The sequence below is a fragment of the Streptomyces lonarensis genome (assembly GCF_012033735.1).
Lineage (GTDB): Bacteria > Actinomycetota > Actinomycetes > Streptomycetales > Streptomycetaceae > Streptomyces > Streptomyces lonarensis.
In genome coordinates, this window is record NZ_JAAVJD010000047.1 from 13,261 (window position 1) to 29,214 (window position 15,954).

The 15,954-nt window shown below is 74.0% G+C and carries 12 protein-coding genes; 9 read left to right on the forward strand and 3 right to left on the reverse strand.

The window, feature by feature from the left end; all coding sequences use genetic code 11:
- Positions 1-27 precede the first annotated feature (27 nt).
- From HCN56_RS08980 to glgP, 5 genes are all read left to right on the forward strand, one after another.
- Positions 28-1,032 carry an ABC transporter permease gene (locus HCN56_RS08980; RefSeq protein WP_167968984.1) on the forward strand — a complete coding sequence of 335 codons (1,005 nt, stop codon included), beginning with the start codon at positions 28-30 and terminating at the stop codon, positions 1,030-1,032.
- 191 nt (positions 1,033-1,223) lie between these two features.
- Entirely contained in the window at positions 1,224-2,174 is a 951-nt protein-coding gene (locus HCN56_RS08985; protein WP_167968995.1) for an ABC transporter permease, read from the forward strand.
- 5 nt (positions 2,175-2,179) lie between these two features.
- Positions 2,180-3,244: an ABC transporter ATP-binding protein gene (locus HCN56_RS08990; protein ID WP_167968994.1), complete on the forward strand. Its 1,065-nt coding sequence runs from the start codon at positions 2,180-2,182 to the stop codon at positions 3,242-3,244.
- Complete coding sequence (locus HCN56_RS08995) at positions 3,241-4,353, forward strand: ABC transporter ATP-binding protein (RefSeq protein ID WP_167968985.1); 1,113 nt, start codon at positions 3,241-3,243, stop codon at positions 4,351-4,353. Before HCN56_RS08990 ends, HCN56_RS08995 begins: the two co-directional genes overlap by 4 nt.
- A gap of 137 nt (positions 4,354-4,490) precedes the next feature.
- Positions 4,491-7,073 carry an alpha-glucan family phosphorylase gene (gene glgP / locus HCN56_RS09000; protein WP_167968986.1) on the forward strand — a complete coding sequence of 861 codons (2,583 nt, stop codon included), beginning with the start codon at positions 4,491-4,493 and terminating at the stop codon, positions 7,071-7,073.
- Between the two features lie 121 nt (positions 7,074-7,194).
- Here glgP and HCN56_RS09005 read toward each other — a convergent pair whose 3' ends face one another.
- Positions 7,195-9,075 (reverse strand): ABC transporter ATP-binding protein, encoded by a 1,881-nt coding sequence (locus tag HCN56_RS09005; RefSeq protein WP_167968987.1) that lies wholly within the window; start codon positions 9,073-9,075, stop codon positions 7,195-7,197.
- Positions 9,072-10,958 carry an ABC transporter ATP-binding protein gene (locus tag HCN56_RS09010; RefSeq protein ID WP_167968988.1) on the reverse strand — a complete coding sequence of 629 codons (1,887 nt, stop codon included), beginning with the start codon at positions 10,956-10,958 and terminating at the stop codon, positions 9,072-9,074. The genes HCN56_RS09005 and HCN56_RS09010 overlap by 4 nt, the downstream gene beginning before the upstream one ends.
- A gap of 457 nt (positions 10,959-11,415) precedes the next feature.
- Between HCN56_RS09010 and HCN56_RS09015 the strand changes: the two genes are divergently transcribed.
- Positions 11,416-11,745, forward strand: coding sequence for a hypothetical protein (locus HCN56_RS09015; protein ID WP_167968989.1), 330 nt, complete (start codon positions 11,416-11,418; stop codon positions 11,743-11,745).
- Positions 11,746-11,957: 212 nt separating this feature from the next.
- Here the strand turns inward: HCN56_RS09015 and HCN56_RS09020 are convergent, their stop codons facing one another.
- Positions 11,958-12,425 (reverse strand): ATP-binding protein, encoded by a 468-nt coding sequence (locus tag HCN56_RS09020; RefSeq protein WP_167968990.1) that lies wholly within the window; start codon positions 12,423-12,425, stop codon positions 11,958-11,960.
- 441 nt (positions 12,426-12,866) lie between these two features.
- Here HCN56_RS09020 and HCN56_RS09025 point away from each other — a divergent pair, with 441 nt between their 5' ends.
- The 3 genes from HCN56_RS09025 to HCN56_RS09035 all read left to right on the forward strand — a co-directional run bounded on the left by HCN56_RS09025 (position 12,867) and on the right by HCN56_RS09035 (position 15,854).
- Positions 12,867-13,724: a siderophore-interacting protein gene (locus tag HCN56_RS09025; RefSeq protein WP_167968991.1), complete on the forward strand. Its 858-nt coding sequence runs from the start codon at positions 12,867-12,869 to the stop codon at positions 13,722-13,724.
- Between the two features lie 112 nt (positions 13,725-13,836).
- A complete protein-coding gene (locus tag HCN56_RS09030) occupies positions 13,837-14,799 on the forward strand; it encodes an ABC transporter substrate-binding protein (protein WP_167968992.1) in 963 nt (320 codons plus the stop codon).
- Positions 14,800-14,822: 23 nt separating this feature from the next.
- Positions 14,823-15,854 carry a FecCD family ABC transporter permease gene (locus HCN56_RS09035; RefSeq protein ID WP_167968993.1) on the forward strand — a complete coding sequence of 344 codons (1,032 nt, stop codon included), beginning with the start codon at positions 14,823-14,825 and terminating at the stop codon, positions 15,852-15,854.
- Positions 15,855-15,954: the final 100 nt, after the last annotated feature.

Below are 15,954 nucleotides of genomic sequence, written 5' to 3' on the forward strand. Positions count from 1 at the left end.
GCACTGCAAGAAAGGGCGTCAACGATCGTGTTGCGTCTCATCGTCCGCAGACTGCTGCAGCTGGTACCCACCCTCCTCGGCCTGTCCGTCCTGCTGTTCCTGTGGCTGCGCATGCTGCCCGGCGGCCCCGCCTCCGCCCGTCTGGGCGAGCGGGCCACCGAGGCCGACCGCATAGCCATGGAATCGGCCCTGGGCCTGGACAAGCCGCTGTGGGACCAGTACTTCATCTTTCTGCGAGACCTGCTGACCCTGGACCTGGGCGTCTCCACCCGCACCGGACGCCCCGTCTGGGAGGAGTTCACCCAGCGCTTCCCCGCGACGGTGGAACTCGGGGTGACGGCCATCCTCATCGCCGTCGTCGTCGGTGTCCCGCTCGGCTACCTCGCCGCCCGCCACCGCGGCGGCTGGATGGACGTCGGGGCGGTCTCCGGCTCCCTCATCGGCATCTGCATCCCGGTGTTCTTCCTGGCGTTCATCCTCAAGGAGATATTCGCCGTCGGCCTCGGCTGGTTCCCCACCGGGAGCCGCCTCACCACCGGCATCAACGCCACGGAGGTCACCGGCTTCCACACCCTGGACGGCATCCTCACCGGCGAGTTCGACGCCACGGGCGACGCGCTCTGGCACCTGGTGCTCCCCGGTATCGCGCTCGCCTCCATCCCGCTGGCGGTCATCACCCGCATGACCCGGGCCAGCGTCCTGGAGGTCCTCCAGGAGGACTACGTCCGCACCGCCGAGTCCAAGGGCCTGCACCAGCGGGTCGTGCGACTGCGGCACGTCATGCGCAACGCGCTGCTCCCCGTCATCACCGCGATCGGCCTGCTCACCGGCAGCCTGCTCTCCGGGGCGGTCCTCACGGAGTCGATCTTCTCCTGGGGCGGCATCGGCTCGTTCATCCGCGACGCCATCGACGGCCGGGACTACCCGGTGCTGACCAACTTCATCCTGATCATCGCGCTGGTCTATGTGCTGATCAACCTGCTGGTCGATCTGGCCTACAGCCTCATCGATCCGAGAGTGCGGGTGCACTGATGAGTACCGAACGCAACGAACCCCGCGAGCCGGACGACGCCGCACGCGCGGACGGCGCCTCCCCCGAGGGCGCCGTCCCCGAGCCCGCCGGCACCGCCACCACCCCGACGGCGGGCGCCACCACCGGCGGCCCCGGGCCCGCCGCCCCCGCCGGCCCCGAGCGGGCGGAGAGCCCGCTCGCCAAGGCCCGCATGAGCAAGGCCGACAAGATCGACCGGCTCGCCCAGCTGACCGCGCAGCGCACCACCAGCAGCGGCGACAGCCTCTGGGTGGCCGCCTTCCGGCGGCTGCGCTCCAGCAAGATGGCCATCATCGGCGCCGTCATCATCGCGGTCTTCGTGGTCCTCGCGATCATCGGACCGTGGATCGCCCCCTACAGCCCCACCGCGCAGACCTGGCGCGGCGAGGTCTTCTCCAACCGAGGCATCTTCGTCGGCCCGCGCGCCGAGAACTGGCTCGGCCTGGACAACCTCGGCCGCGACCAGCTCTCCCGGCTGCTGGTCGGCGCCCGGCAGACGCTGCTGGTCGGCGTGGTCGCCACCGTCATCGGCTTCGTGGTCGGCGCCCTCATCGGCGGTCTCTCCGGCGCGGCGCTCGCCCTCGGCGGCCGCACCGGGCAGCGCATCGACACCGTCATCATGCGCTTCATCGACATGATGCTGGCGCTGCCCTCGCTGCTGCTCGCCGTGAGCATCGCGGCGGTCATGGGACAGAGCCTGACCACCGTCATGATCGCGGTCGGCGTGGTGCAGATCCCGATCTTCGCCCGGCTGCTGCGCGGCTCCATGCTGGCGCAGGCCAACGCCGACTACGTGCTGGCGGCACGGTCGCTCGGCGTGCGGCGGCGGCGGATCGTCCTCGCCCACGTCCTGCCGAACTCGCTGGGACCGGTCATCGTGCAGTGCACCCTGGTGCTGGCGACCGCCATCATCGAGGCGGCCGCGCTGTCCTTCCTCGGTCTGGGCAACCTCGACGCCGCCCAGCCCGAGTGGGGCGTCATGCTGGCGCAGGCGCAGCGATTCTTCGACGCCGCGCCGATGCTCGCGGTCTACCCGGCCCTCGGCATCATCATCACCGCCCTCGGCTTCACCCTGCTGGGCGAGGCCATGCGGGAAGCACTCGACCCGAAACTGCGGAGCTGATGGCCATGGCACTGCTCAACGTGGACGAACTGGCCGTCACCTTCACGGCGCGCGGCCGGGACGACTTCCGCGCCGTCTCCGGCGTGTCCTTCACCGTCGACCAGGGCGAGGTCGTCGGCCTCGTCGGCGAGTCCGGGTGCGGCAAGTCCGTCACCTCCCTCGCCCTGATGGGGCTGCTGCCCGCCAAGGGCGTCCGGGTCGGCGGCCGGGCCGAGTACGACGGCACCGACCTGCTGACCCTCCCCAAGTCCAAGCTGCGCGACATGCGCGGCACCCAGCTGGCGATGATCTTCCAGGACCCGCTGTCCTCCCTGAACCCGGTCGTCCCGATCGGGGTCCAGGTCACGGAGATTCTCAGCCGCCACCGCGGGCTCCGCGGGGAGAAGGCGCGCAAGGAGGCGGCCCACCTGCTGGACCGGGTCGGCATCCCCGACCCGACGCGGCGGCTCAAGGAGTACCCGCACCAGCTCTCCGGCGGCATGCGGCAGCGCGCCCTGATCGCCATGGCGGTCGCCTGCGCGCCCCGCCTCCTCATCGCCGACGAGCCGACCACCGCGCTCGACGTCACCATCCAGGCGCAGATCCTGGAACTGCTGCGCGAACTGGTCGACCAGGAGGGCACCGCCCTGCTGATGATCACCCACGACCTCGGCGTCGTCGCCGGGCTGTGCGACCGGGTCAACGTGCTGTACGCGGGCAAGGCCGTGGAGGCGGCGGAGCGGCGCGAGCTGTTCGCCGCGCCCATGCACCCCTACGCCCACGGGCTGCTCGGCTCGATCCCGCGGCTGGACTCCCCGCGCGGCCAGCCGCTCAACCCCATCCGCGGCTCGATCAACGACCAGATCCCCTGGTCGGAGGGGTGCGCCTTCGCACCGCGCTGCGACCACTACGTCATGGAGTGCCTGACCGGCACGCCGCAGCTCACCGAACCGGCCACCGCCGGCCACCGGGTGCGGTGCGTCAACCCGGTCCTGGACCAGTCGGACCTCGCCGGTCCGGTGCTGGAGGCACCCGTGATGGACACCACCGGGTCGGAAGCGACCGCCCGGCACCCCGGAGGTGCGGCATGAGCCTGCTCGAACTGAACGACATCAAGGTGCACTTCCCCGTGCGCCGCGGCATCCTCTTCGACCGGGTCGTCGGCCACGTCCAGGCCGTCGACGGCATCTCGCTCTCGGTCGAGGCCGGCCAGACCTACGGGCTGGTCGGCGAGTCCGGCTGCGGCAAGACCACCCTGGGCCGCGCCATCCTGCGGCTGGTGGACATCACCGGCGGCGAGGTCGTCTTCGACGGGACCGACCTGGCGCAGCTCCCCGAGGAGGAGATGCGCCGCTCCCGGCGCAGGCTCCAGATGGTCTTCCAGGACCCGCTCGGCAGCCTCAACCCCCGCCAGAACATCGAGTCGATCCTGGCCGAGGGCATGGCCGCCCACGGCATCGGCGGGAACCGCGAGGAGCGGCGGGAACGCATCCTGAAGGTGCTGGACCGGGTCGGCCTTCCCGACTCGGCGCTGGCGCGCTACCCGCACGAGTTCTCCGGCGGCCAGCGGCAGCGCATCGGCATCGCCCGCGCGCTGGTGCTGGAGCCGGACGTCATCATCTGCGACGAGCCGGTCTCCGCGCTGGACGTCTCCATCCAGGCGCAGGTCATCAACCTGCTGGAGGAGCTCCAGGAGCAGCTCGGGCTGACCTACGTGGTCATCGCCCACGACCTGGCCGTGGTCCGGCACATCTCCGACGTCATCGGCGTGATGTACCTGGGCGCGCTGGTGGAGGAGGCGAACAGCGACGACCTGTACGCCGACCCGCAGCACCCCTACACCAAGGCGCTGATGTCGGCGGTCCCCGTGCCGGACCCGGAGGTCGAGGACACCCGGGAGCGCATCCTGCTCACCGGCGACCTCCCCTCGCCCGCCAACCCGCCCACCGGCTGCCGGTTCCACACCCGCTGCCCCTGGCGGCAGCCCACCCGGTGCGACACGGAGCGGCCGGTGCTCACCGACACCGGCAACGGCCACCGCGTCGCCTGTCACTTCGTGAACGAGATCGCCTCCGGTGAACTCGCGCCGACCTCCGCCCTCGCCCCCGAACTCCTGGGCCCGGGCACCGAGGACGAGGCGCCGGACACGGCCGCGGCGACGGACGGCGACGCTCCCCCGAAGGGCGCCGCTTCCGCCTGACGCCGGGCCGGCAGGGGAATTGCGCCCCGTGCACCAGAGGTGCGCGGGGCGCAACCGCTGTGGTCCGGTCGGGCCCTGGTGGGTGAAAACCCTCCGATTGCCTCGCCCGCGCCACACGCCGCCGCTACCTTCGAACAGTGAAGGCCATCCGTCGCTTCTCGGTCCGTCCTGTCTACCCAGAGTCCCTGCGACCCCTTCAGGAACTGGCGCTGAACCTCCGCTGGTCCTGGCACCCGGAAACCCGCGAACTGCTCCGCTCGGTCGACCCCGAGGGGTGGGCCGCCGCCGGCGGCGACCCGGTGCGGATGCTCAGCACCGTCTCCGCGGACCGGCTCACCGCGCTGGAGGCCGACCGCGGCTTCCGCCGCCGGCTCGCGCTGGCCGTCGGCGAACTGCGCGACTACCTCGGCGACCCCCGCTGGTACCAGCGCAACGTCCCCGACGCCCCGGCCGCCATCGCCTACCTCTCACCCGAGTTCGGCATCAACGCCGCCCTCCCGCAGTACTCCGGCGGTCTCGGCATCCTCGCCGGCGACCACCTGAAGGCCGCCAGCGACCTCGGCGTCCCGCTGATCGGCGTCGGGCTCCTCTACCGCCACGGCTACTTCCGCCAGTCTCTCTCCCGCGAGGGCTGGCAGCAGGAGCAGTACCCCGTCCTGGACCCCCACGAGCTGCCGCTGACCCTCCTCACCGAGGACGACGGCACGCCCGTCCGCGTCCATCTCGCGCTGCCCGGCGGCAGGAACCTCGCCGCCCAGGTCTGGCTGCTGCACGTCGGCCGGGTCCCGCTGCTGCTTCTGGACTCCGTGCTCGGGGAGAATGCCCCCGCCGAACGCGACGTCACCGACCGCCTCTACGGCGGCGGCAGCGAGCACCGGCTCCTGCAGGAGATGCTGCTGGGCATCGGCGGCCTGCGCGCGCTGCGCGCCTACTGCCGCATCACCGGCCACCCGGCGCCCGAGGTCTTCCACATGAACGAGGGCCACGCCGGGCTCGCCGCCCTGGAACGCATCCGGGAGCTCACCGAGGAGGGCGCCGGCTTCGACGCCGCGCTGCGCGCGGTGCGCGCCGGCACCGTCTTCACCACCCACACCCCGGTGCCCGCCGGCATCGACCGGTTCCCCGAGGAACTCGTCGCCCGCCACCTCGGCCCCGGCGCGGAACTCCCCGGACTGGACCCGGCGCCGCTGCTGGGGCTGGGCCGGGAGCCGCAAGCGGCCCGCCCCGGCGAGCAGCCGCAGTTCAACATGGCCGTCCTCGGGCTGCGCACCGCGCAGCGCGCCAACGGCGTCTCCACCCTCCACGGCCAGGTCAGCCGCGAGATGTTCGCCGGACTCTGGCCCGGGTTCGACCCGGCGGAGGTCCCCATCACCTCCGTCACCAACGGCGTGCACGCCCCCACCTGGACCGCCGACGCGATGCGCGCCGCCCGGTCCGGGAAGCCGCTGAGCGACGCCGGGCTGTGGGAGCTGCGCCGCACCATGCGCACCGGGCTGGTCCACGAGATCCGCCGCCGGCTCCGGGAATCCTGGCGGCAGCGCGGCGCGGGCAACGCCGAACTCGGCTGGATCGACGACGTCTTCGACCCCAACGCCCTCACCATCGGCTTCGCCCGGCGCGTCCCCTCCTACAAGCGCCTCACGCTGATGCTGAAGGACCCCATCCGGCTGCGCCGCCTGCTGCTGGACCCCTCGCGGCCGGTGCAGATCGTCGTCGCGGGGAAGGCCCATCCCGCCGACGACGGCGGCAAGCGGCTCATCCAGGAACTGGTCCGCTTCGCCGACGAACAGCAGCTGCGCCACCGCATTGTCTTCCTGCCGGACTACGGCATGGCGATGGCCTCGCACCTGTACGCCGGCTGCGACGTCTGGCTCAACAACCCGCTGCGCCCCCTGGAGGCGTGCGGCACCTCCGGGATGAAGGCCGCGCTCAACGGAGGGCTGAACCTCTCCGTGCGGGACGGCTGGTGGGACGAGTGGTACGACCCCGACTTCGGCTGGGAGATCCCCACCGCCGACGGCGCCACCGGGCTGGACGAACGGCGGCGCGACGAGCTGGAGGCCGCCGCGCTGTACGCGCTGCTGGAGGACCAGGTCGTGCCGCGGTTCTACCAGCGCGACGCCCACACGGAGCTCCCCGGCCGCTGGCTGGAGATGGTGCGGGCCACCCTCGACCGGCTCGGGCCGCGCGTCCAGGCCGACCGCATGGTGCAGGAGTACGTCGGCGCCCTCTACGCGCCGGCCGCCGCCGCGCACCGGGAGCTGGCCGGGCCGGCCGCCGAGGAGCTGGCGGCCTACTGCGCCCGGGTCCGCGACGCCTGGCCCGGGGTGGCGGTCGGCCACGTCGCGGCGGGGGAGGACCTCGCCGACCACCCGGGTGAGGGTGCCACGCTCGGCCGCACCGTCCCGGTGCGGGTCGCGGTCGCCCTCGGCGGGCTGCGGCCCGCGGACGTCGAGGTCCAGGCGGTCACCGGGCGGGTCGACGCCGACGACCGGCTCACCGACCCGGTCACCGTCCCGCTGAAGCCGGTCGGCGGCCAGGATCTGGAGGGCCGCTGGACCTTCGCCGGGGAGCTGTCCTTCGACCGGGCCGGGCCGTTCGGCTACACGGTGCGGGTGCTGCCGCACCATCCGCGGCTGGCGTTCCCCGCCGAGCTGGCGTTGCAGAGCCTGCCCGACGACGAGGCGGCGGCCGGGGCCCAGGGCGTCCTGCTGCGCTGAGCCGGCGGCCGGCCCGCGCACGGTCCACCCGGGCGCGGCGGCCCGCCCGCCGGTGAGGGCAAGCGTGTCGCGGCCCGCCCCTCGCGAGGGACGGGCCGCGACACGTCGCCGGGCGGCGGGGTCAGACCAGGCTCTCCCGCCAGGCGCTGTGCAGGGCGGCGAACCGGCCTGTTCCCGCGATCAGCTCGGCGGGCGGCCCGTCCTCGACCACCCGGCCCGCGTCCATCACCAGCACCCGGTCGGCCACCTCCACCGTCGACAGCCGGTGCGCGATGACCAGCGCGGTGCGGTCGCGCAGCACTGTCTCCATGGCGTGCTGCACCGCGCGCTCACCCGGGATGTCCAGCGAGGACGTCGCCTCGTCCAGGATCACCACCGCCGGGTCGGCGAGCAGCACCCGGGCGAACGACACCAGCTGCCGCTGGCCCGCGGAGATCCGGCCGCCCCGCTTGCGGACATCGGTGTCGTAGCCGTCGGGCAGCGCCTCGATGAACTCGTGCGCCCCGATGGCGCGGGCGGCGGCCTCGATCTCCGCACGGGGCGCGTCCGGCCGCCCCAGCGCGATGTTCTCCGCGACGGTCCCGGAGAACAGGAACGCCTCCTGGGTCACCATCACCACCCCGCGCCGCAGCTCCGGATTGGCCAGGTCGCGCAGGTCCACCCCGTCGAGCAGCACCCGCCCGTCGGTCGGGTCGTAGAACCGGGCGAGCAGCTTCGCCAGCGTCGACTTGCCCGCCCCGGTCGCGCCGACCACCGCGGTGGTCTGCCCCGCGGCGAGGGTGAGGTCGAAGGTCGGCAGCACCTCGCCGCCCGTCCGGTAGGCGAACCGCACCGTGTCGAAGACGACCTCCCGCCCCGGCGCGTCCGCCGGACGCTCCGGCAGCTCCTTCGGCTCCGCCGGCTCGGCGAGCTCGGGCCGCTGCGCCAGCAGCCCCGCGATCTTCGTCAGGGACGCCGACGCCGAGGCGTAGGCGTTGAGGATCATCGCGAAGCGGTCGATCGGGTCGTACAGCCGCCGCACGTACAGCGCGGCCGCCGCCAGCACGCCGAGCTCCAGGTCGCCGTCGGCCACCCGGTAGGCGGACCACAGCACGATCGCGGCCAGCGTCACGTTGGCGGTGAGCCGCGACAGCACCACGAACCGCGCCATCTCCAGGATGGTGCCGCCGTTGAGCCGGCAGTGCTCGCTGTTGAGCTCGTCGAACCGGGCGTCGTTGGCCCGCTCGCGGCGGAAGGCCTTCACCGGCCGGATGCCGTTGAGGGTCTCGTTGAACTTCACAATCACCGTGGCGATCGCCGTCGACCGGCGGGTGAACATCGCGCCCGCCCGCCGCCGGTAGCTGCGGACCAGCAGGTACAGCGGGACGAACGAGGCCATCGTCGCCACGCCCAGCCCGAGGTCCATGTACAGCAGCAGCCCGGTGATGTAGACGATGGAGACGAAGACCGTCATCAGCGTCTGCACGCCCTCGTCCAGCAGCTCGCGCAGCGCCAGGACGTCGGAGGTCGAGCGGGAGATCATCCGGCCGGAGGTGTACCGGTCGTGGAAGTCCAGGCTGAGCGCCTGTGCCTGCCGGTAGATGCGGCCGCGCAGGTCGCGCAGCACTCCCTGGCAGGCCCGGCCCAGCGTCCGGTAGAAGGCGTAGACCAGCACGCCGGAGGCGCCGCCGGCCACGGCGTACAGCACCGCCACCGTGATCAGCGGCCCGTGGTCGCCGTCGAGCGCGGCGGGAACGCCGCTGTCGATGGCGATCGCCACCAGCAGCGGCCCCGCCTGGATGGCGGCCTGCTGGAGCAGCAGCAGCACCGACGCCAGCACCACCAGCCGCCGCTCGGGCCGCAGCAGCGACCGCAGCAGCCGCAGCGGCGCGCCGGGCGGGGCCGGGAGCTGGTCCCGGTCGAAGGGATCGCCGCCGGAGCCGGCCGGTTCGGGGGTGCCCGCGTCGGGGCGCTCCTCGGGGTCCGGCTGCTGGGCGTCCGTGTCCGTGACGGCCGTGGTCATCGGACCGACACCTCCTCGCGTTCCGGGCCCGTCCCCGGGTCCCGCTCCTCACCGGACATCAGGTGCCGGTACTCGGCGGACGTCCGCATCAGCTCGGCGTGCGTCCCCACCGCGGTGACGCGGCCGTCGGAGAGCAGCGCCACCCGGTCCGCCAGCATCACCGTCGAGGGGCGGTGCGCCACGACCAGTGCGGTCGTCCCGACCAGCACCTCCCGCAGGGCGGCCTCCACCCGTGCCTCGGTGTGCACGTCCAGCGCCGACAGCGGGTCGTCCAGCACCAGGAAGCGCGGCCGGCCGACGACCGCACGGGCCAGCGCCAGCCGCTGGCGCTGACCACCGGACAGGCTCATCCCCTGCTCGCCGACCTCGGTGTCCGCCCCGAGGGGGAGGGCGTCGACGAACTCCGTCGCCTGCGCCACGCGCAGCGCGCGGCGGAACTCCTCCTCGTCGGCGGTGCCGTCGACCGCCCCCATCAGCACGTTCTCCCGCACGCTCGCCGAGAAGAGCGTCGGTTCCTCGAACGCCATCGCGACCAGGGCGCGGACCTCGGCGCGGGGCAGCTCCGCGATGTCCCGGCCGTCGAGGGTGATGCTGCCCTCGGTCGCCTCGTGCAGGCGCGGGACGAGCGCCGTCAGCGTGGTCTTGCCGCTGCCGGTCGCGCCGACCAGCGCCATGGTCTCCCCGGCGCGGACGTGCAGGTCGATGCCGTGCAGCACCGGCTCGGCGTCCGGGGCGGCGTCGGGGTAGCGGAAGCCGACCCCGGCCAGGCGCAGTCCGTCGGCCTCCTCGGCCCGGCCGTCCTCCTCCCGCCGCTCGGCGGCCCCGGCCGGGGCGAGGGGCGCGGCGGCGAGCGCCGCGGCACCGGCCGCCTCCCGCGGCGGTTCGGTGTCCATGACCTCGAAGAACCGGTCGGAGGCGGTGGCTGCCTCGTTGCACATCGCGAGGATGAACCCGATCGACTCGACCGGCCAGCGCAGCGCCAGCGCGATGGCGGTGAACGCGACCAGGGTGCCCACCGACAGCGCACCGGACGCGACCTGGAGGACGCCGACCACCAGCACCGCGCCGAGCACCAGCTCCGGCAGCGCGATGATGACGGCGAGAATCCAGCCCAGCATCCGGGCCTTGACCACCTCGGTGCCGTACAGCTGGTCGGAGAGGGCGCGGAAGGCGCGCGCCTGGCTGCGGTGGCGGCCGAACCCCTTGATGACGCGGATACCGAGGACCGACTCCTCGGTGACCGTGGTGAGGTCGCCCATCTGGTCCTGGGCGCGCCGCGCCGCGACCGAGTACTGCTTCTCGAAGCTGATGCACACCCACATCAGGGGCACGAAGGGGCTCATCACGATGAGCGCCAGCTGCCAGCTGAGCGAGAGCATGATCACGCAGCCGACGAGGATGGTCGAGACGTTGACCACCAGGAACGTCAGCGGGAACGCCAGGAACATCCGCAGTTCCTGGAGGTCGCCCGTGGCGCGGGAGAGCAGCTGCCCGGAGGACCACCGGTCGTGGAAGGCCACGGGGAGCCGCTGCGTGTGCCGGTACAGCGCGTTCCGCATCGACGCCTCGACCCCGGCCAGCGGCCGCGCCACCAGCCAGCGCCGCAGCCCGAACAGCACGGCTTCCAGGACGCCGACACCCAGCAGCACCAGACCGCCGATCCACACCCCGGTGAAGTCCCGGTCGGCGACGGGGCCGTCCACGATCCAGCGGAGGATCATCGGCAGCACCAGCGACAGGCAGGACGCGAGGACGGCCACCCCGGCCGCGGTGAAGAAGCGCGCCCGCACCGGCCGGACGTAGGGCCACAGCCGCAGCAGGGATCGGACGACGGAGCGTTTGCGGGCAGGGGAGTCCTGGGCGGTGGGGTCGGTGGCAGACATCAAGGCGAGCTTACGGGGCGCCTGTGGTGCTTCCCATCGGGTTTTTGCCCTAGTCGGAGGTGGCACGGAGGTCCTAGGCCGTAGGTCGGCGGGGCTTCACGAGCGGGCGCGCGCGGGGTGGCACCCGGGCTCCGCCGGGCCGCCGCGGCGCGGCCACTCCGCCGGTTGCCACAGGGCTGCGTCCGCTCGGGCGCAGTCGGCAGCGCGCACGGGGCCCGCCGGCGGGGCCGGCGGCTTCCGGGCGGGGAGGACGCCTGAGGACAGCCCGGGCCGGGGCACCGTGCGGACGGCGGCCTCGCCCCCGGGCCCGTCGGTACCGCGAGCCGCGCGGCGCAGCTCCGTGACGAGGAGGTGCCGGCGGTGGCGTTCCGGGAGACGCCGCGTCCGGGCGGGACGGCGGGAGTGCGGGGTGACGCGGCGCCGTCCGCTGTCGGCGGCGGGGCCTACGCTGGGCGTCATGAGTGACCAGACCGAGTGGCGCGATCTCCAGGTGGCGCTGCGGACCGCCTCCGACATCGCCTTCGACCAGGAGATCCCGAGCGGTGAGCAGGCCGACGTGCTGGTGGACGCGTTGCGTCGCGCCCAGTCCGCGGCGCTCGCGCTCGCCGCCGGGCCGGGGACCACCGGGTGCCGGGTGCATCCGCACGGCGCGGTCGATCCGCTGCACGGCGACAAGGAGGACCCGCTGCCGCCGGGCTGGGGGAAGTGCCTGCTCTGCAACGACCGCCGCAGGCGGGCGGCGACCAACCGCCGCGGTGCCGCGACCAGCCGGCGCGGAATGCGCTGAGCCCGCCCGCGACAGGCGCGGCGGGGCACGAAGGGGCGGTGGTCACCGCGCGGCTGCCGCCGGGCCACCGCCCCTTCGGGCTGTCCGGGCCGGGGCGGGGCGTTGGGAGTCCCGTGGGGCGGCGGCGCCGGTCAGCGCGTGACGGATGCGCGCGGACGGTCGCGTCCGCGCTGCGCCCGGTGCGGGCGCCGCGGCGGCCCGCATGACGCGTCTCAGTTGCCGGTGCGCAGCTCGAACCAGGTCGACTTGCCGCGGGGGAGCAGGTCCACGCCCCAACGGTCGGCCAGGTGGTTGACGAGGCAGAGCCCGCGCCCGGTGGGTTCCAGTGCGCCGACCGGCAGCAGGCAGGGCAGCGAGCGGGAGGGGTCCCGCACCTCGACCCGTACCCAGCCGCGCCGCCGTCGGACACGGACGGTGAAGGTGACGGCGCCGGAGTGCTGGAGCACGTTGTTGACCAGTTCGGAGATCAGCAGCACCGCGTTGTCGGTGAGGTCGGGACCGAGACCCCAGCGGTTGTGAAAGTGAACACGGGTCAGTCGCCGCGCGGCTGCCGCCGCTTCGGGCCGGCCGGGCAGCTCGACGTCTCCGGCCGTCGCGTCGCATCTCAAGTCCATTGCGGCGCGCAAGAGTTCGTGATCGTTGTCGAGTCCCGTGCGAGGGCTGCTCGTGGTGACTGCCATGGCTCCATCATGGCGTGCATATGCCGATCGCGTGGTCCTTTCTCGTGCAAACTCACCGCCTGAACAGGCCGTCGCGTACCGGCGCGTTGCGGCGCTCAGGGGGCGCGCGGGGCGCACTACCCCCGCGAGCAGCGACGATGGGATCGGTGACGCTGCGTGCTCTGACAGCATGGCAAGGGGGGCTCAGAAATTTAAGGTTGACTTAAGACAACCTTCGAGCAGGTCGACCCCGCGGGTGCGCATGAAATTGCACCGCGGATGTGCGGCGGCGCGCCTCCCCGACCCACCCGCGCGCCGCCGCCGCGCACGCTGCGCCGGGGGGCCGCGCCCCGTGCCCCGGCCCCCGCGTCGGGAGGGCCTCGCGCGCGCCGCGCCGGCTCCGGTCGGTATCGTCCCCAGCCGTCGACAGCCGAACCGCGATCCGACCAGGGAGGACCCGCCGTGGCCCCGTCGTTCCACGCCTCACCCAACGTGCTCTTCGTCACGCGCGTCAGCGAGGTGCGGCGGCTCTCTCCCGGGTTCGTGCGCCTCACCCTCGCAGGGGAGGGGCTGGTCCACTTCGCCCCCCACGGCCTCGACCAGCGGGTGAAACTGCTGGTCCCGCGTGATGCCGGCTTCCCCTCCGCGCTCGTCGAGGACCTGCTGCACGAGCCCCGCTGGCGGGAGCGGCGGCGCGAGGTCCCCGAGGAGGTGCGGCCGCCGATGCGCAGTTACACCCCGAGTGCGGTCCGCCCGGACCGCGCCGAGGTCGACCTCGACGTCCACGTCCACGCGGGCGCCGGCCCGGCCTCGGCCTGGGCCGCGGCGGCCCGACCCGGGGCGCCCGCGCTGCTGTCCGGCCCGGACGTGCGCCGCGGTGCCCCGATGCACGGCATCCAGTGGGAGCCCGGCCCGGGGGTGCGCCGGGTGCTGCTCGCCGCCGACGAGACGGCCTATCCGGCCGTGCGCAATATCGCGGCCGCCACCGCCGGTGTGCCCGGACTCCGGCGGGAAGTGCTGTTGGAGGCCGGGGACCCCCGCGACGCCGCGGCGTTGCGCGCCGAGCTGCCGGGGGTCGGGGTGACGGTCGTGATCCGTGGTGAACAGGAGCGCGGCGGGGCGGCGTTGGCCCGGGAGGCCGACGCCTGGGCGGCGCGCTCCGCCGCCGACGCAGCCCGCCTCGGCGAGGGGTTCTACGCCTGGTTGGCGACCGAGAGCACCTGGGTCGCGGGCATCCGGGACGCGTTGCGGGCGGCGGGCGTCCCGCCGCACCGCATCCACGCCCAGGGGTACTGGCACGACCGCGAGCGGGTGTCGTAGCAGGTCGGACGCGGCGGGTGAGCTCTCGTCGCCGAAGTTAGGTAATGCTAAGTTGTTCGGCGCCGCGCCGGTCCTCGGGGGCCGGCGCGTTCTCCCGTCGAATGGAACGTTCATGAGCCTGCCCGTGCCCCACCCGCGTGCCCGCACTCCGCGCGCCCTCTCCCGCGGTGCCGTCCTGCTGGCCGCCGCGCTGGTCCTCGCCGCCTGCGGCGGAGGGGACGGTGACGGCGCGGGCTCGGGTGACGGCGACGCGGCCGAAACCGGGCGCCGTTCCGTCGAGCACGCCCGGGGCACCGCCGAGGTCCCCGAGGCGCCCCAGCGCGTGGTGGTGCTCGAACCGGTGCAGCTCGACACGGCGATAGCCCTGGGCGTGACCCCGGTGGGTGCCGCGGTCCTCAACGAGGCCGCGGGCGTCCCCGCGTACCTCGGCGAGGCCGGCCAGGAGGTCGAGACCGTCGGCACCGTCCCGGAGCCCAACGTCGAGAAGATCGCGGCCCTGGACCCCGACCTGATCATCGGTACCGAGTCCCGGCACTCCGCGCTCTACGACCAGCTGGAGACGGTGGCACCCACCGTCTTCATGGCCTCGCAGGCCGACCCGTGGGCCGACAACGTCGCCCTGGTGGCGCGCGCCCTCAACGACGAGGCGGGCGCCGAGGAGCTCCTCACCGCCTACCAGGACCGCTGCGAGGAGGTAGCCGAGGAGCACGGCACGGCCGGCAGCACCGCACAGCTCGTCCGGCCGCGGGACGGCATCCTCACCCTTTACGGGCCCACCTCCTTCGCCGGAAGCACCCTGGAGTGCGCCGGCTTCACCACCCCCGAGCGCGACTGGGAGGAGTCCATCTCGGTGGACGTCTCGCCGGAGCGCGTCCTCGACGCCCGCGCCGACCTGGTGCTCGTCACCGCGGCCGACGTCGCCGCTGCTGACGCCGTGCCGCCGGCGGTGCGTGACAACGCCGAGTCGTTCGCCAACCTGCACGTGGTCGACCAGTCGTTCTGGATCACCGGCGTCGGCCCGCTGGGCGGCATGGCCGTCCTCGACGACCTCGACCGCCTGCTGTCGGCCGGCTGACCGGCGAGCACCCGCGCGCCCCGATGACCGGCACCGCCCCCGCCCCGCCCGCCCCCGCCCCGCCGACCGCCCGCCACCGGCGGGCGGTCGCCGCGGTGGCGGTGCTCGCGCTCGCTGTCGCCCTTTCCCTCCTGGTCGGCGCCAACCCGCTCCCGCCGCCCCTGGTGGTGGAGACACTCCTCGGCGGCGGCACGGACGAGTCCCGCTACGTCGTCCTGGAGCAGCGGGTGCCGCGCACCCTCGCGGGGCTCGCGGTGGGGGCGGCGCTGGGCGTCGCCGGCGCACTGATCCAGGCGTTCACCCGCAACCCGCTGGCCGACCCCGGCATCCTCGGCGTCAACGCCGGCGCCGCGTTCTTCGTCGCCGTTGGCATCACCTTCCTCGGCGTGACCAGCCCCTTCGGGTACGTCTGGCTCGCCTGCGCCGGCGCCCTGGTCCTGACGGTCCTGGTCTACGGCATCGCCACCGCCGGGCGCTCGGCGGTGGACCCCGTCCGCATGACGCTCAGCGGCGTCGCGGTCGGCGCCGTCTTCGCCGGACTGACCACCGGGCTCACCCTCACCCACCCCGACTCGTTCGACCGAATGCGCGGCTGGAGCGCGGGCAGCCTGCTGGAACGCGGCACCGACGTCCTGCTGCCGGTGCTGCCGCTGCTGGTGGCGGGACTGCTCATCGCCTTCCTGGTCGCGCCCGCGCTGAACTCCGTCGCGCTCGGCACCGACGTCGCCCTCGCCCAGGGGGTCTCCGTCGGGCGGGTCCGCGTCGCGGTCCTCGCCGCGGTCACCCTGCTCGCCGGCTCGGCCACCGCCGTCGCCGGACCGATCGTCTTCGTCGGCCTCGTCGTACCCCACCTGGTGCGCTGGACCGTCGGGACCGACCAGCGCCGCATCGTCCTCGGCTCGCTGGTCGTCGCGCCCACCCTGGTGCTGCTCGCGGACGAGGTCGGGAGGATCGCGGTGCTGCCCAGCGAGATGCCGGTGGGCGTGGTGACCGCGTTCATCGGCGCACCCGTGCTGATCGCGCTGGTCCGACGGCGGAAGGCGAGCGCACTGTGACCCCCCTGCCCCGCACCGCGCCGCGGACGCGGCCGCACGGCGCACGGCCGGGCGGCGGCGCCCCGTCGCCCGGCGCGGCGCCCGGCTCGGCCGGGTCAGG

Bases quoted from the DNA above. Each gene is read 5' to 3' on its own strand.
- HCN56_RS09010 (WP_167968988.1), bottom strand. From the start codon at position 10,958: ATGTCTGCCACCGACCCCACCGCCCAGGACTCCCCTGCCCGCAAACGC.
- HCN56_RS09005 (WP_167968987.1), bottom strand. From the start codon at position 9,075: ATGACCACGGCCGTCACGGACACGGACGCCCAGCAGCCGGACCCCGAG.
- HCN56_RS09030 (WP_167968992.1), top strand. From the start codon at position 13,837: ATGAGCCTGCCCGTGCCCCACCCGCGTGCCCGCACTCCGCGCGCCCTC.
- HCN56_RS08995 (WP_167968985.1), top strand. From the start codon at position 3,241: ATGAGCCTGCTCGAACTGAACGACATCAAGGTGCACTTCCCCGTGCGC.
- HCN56_RS09035 (WP_167968993.1), top strand. From the start codon at position 14,823: ATGACCGGCACCGCCCCCGCCCCGCCCGCCCCCGCCCCGCCGACCGCC.
- HCN56_RS09015 (WP_167968989.1), top strand. From the start codon at position 11,416: ATGAGTGACCAGACCGAGTGGCGCGATCTCCAGGTGGCGCTGCGGACC.
- HCN56_RS08985 (WP_167968995.1), top strand. From the start codon at position 1,224: ATGAGCAAGGCCGACAAGATCGACCGGCTCGCCCAGCTGACCGCGCAG.
- HCN56_RS08990 (WP_167968994.1), top strand. From the start codon at position 2,180: ATGGCACTGCTCAACGTGGACGAACTGGCCGTCACCTTCACGGCGCGC.
- HCN56_RS09020 (WP_167968990.1), bottom strand. From the start codon at position 12,425: ATGGCAGTCACCACGAGCAGCCCTCGCACGGGACTCGACAACGATCAC.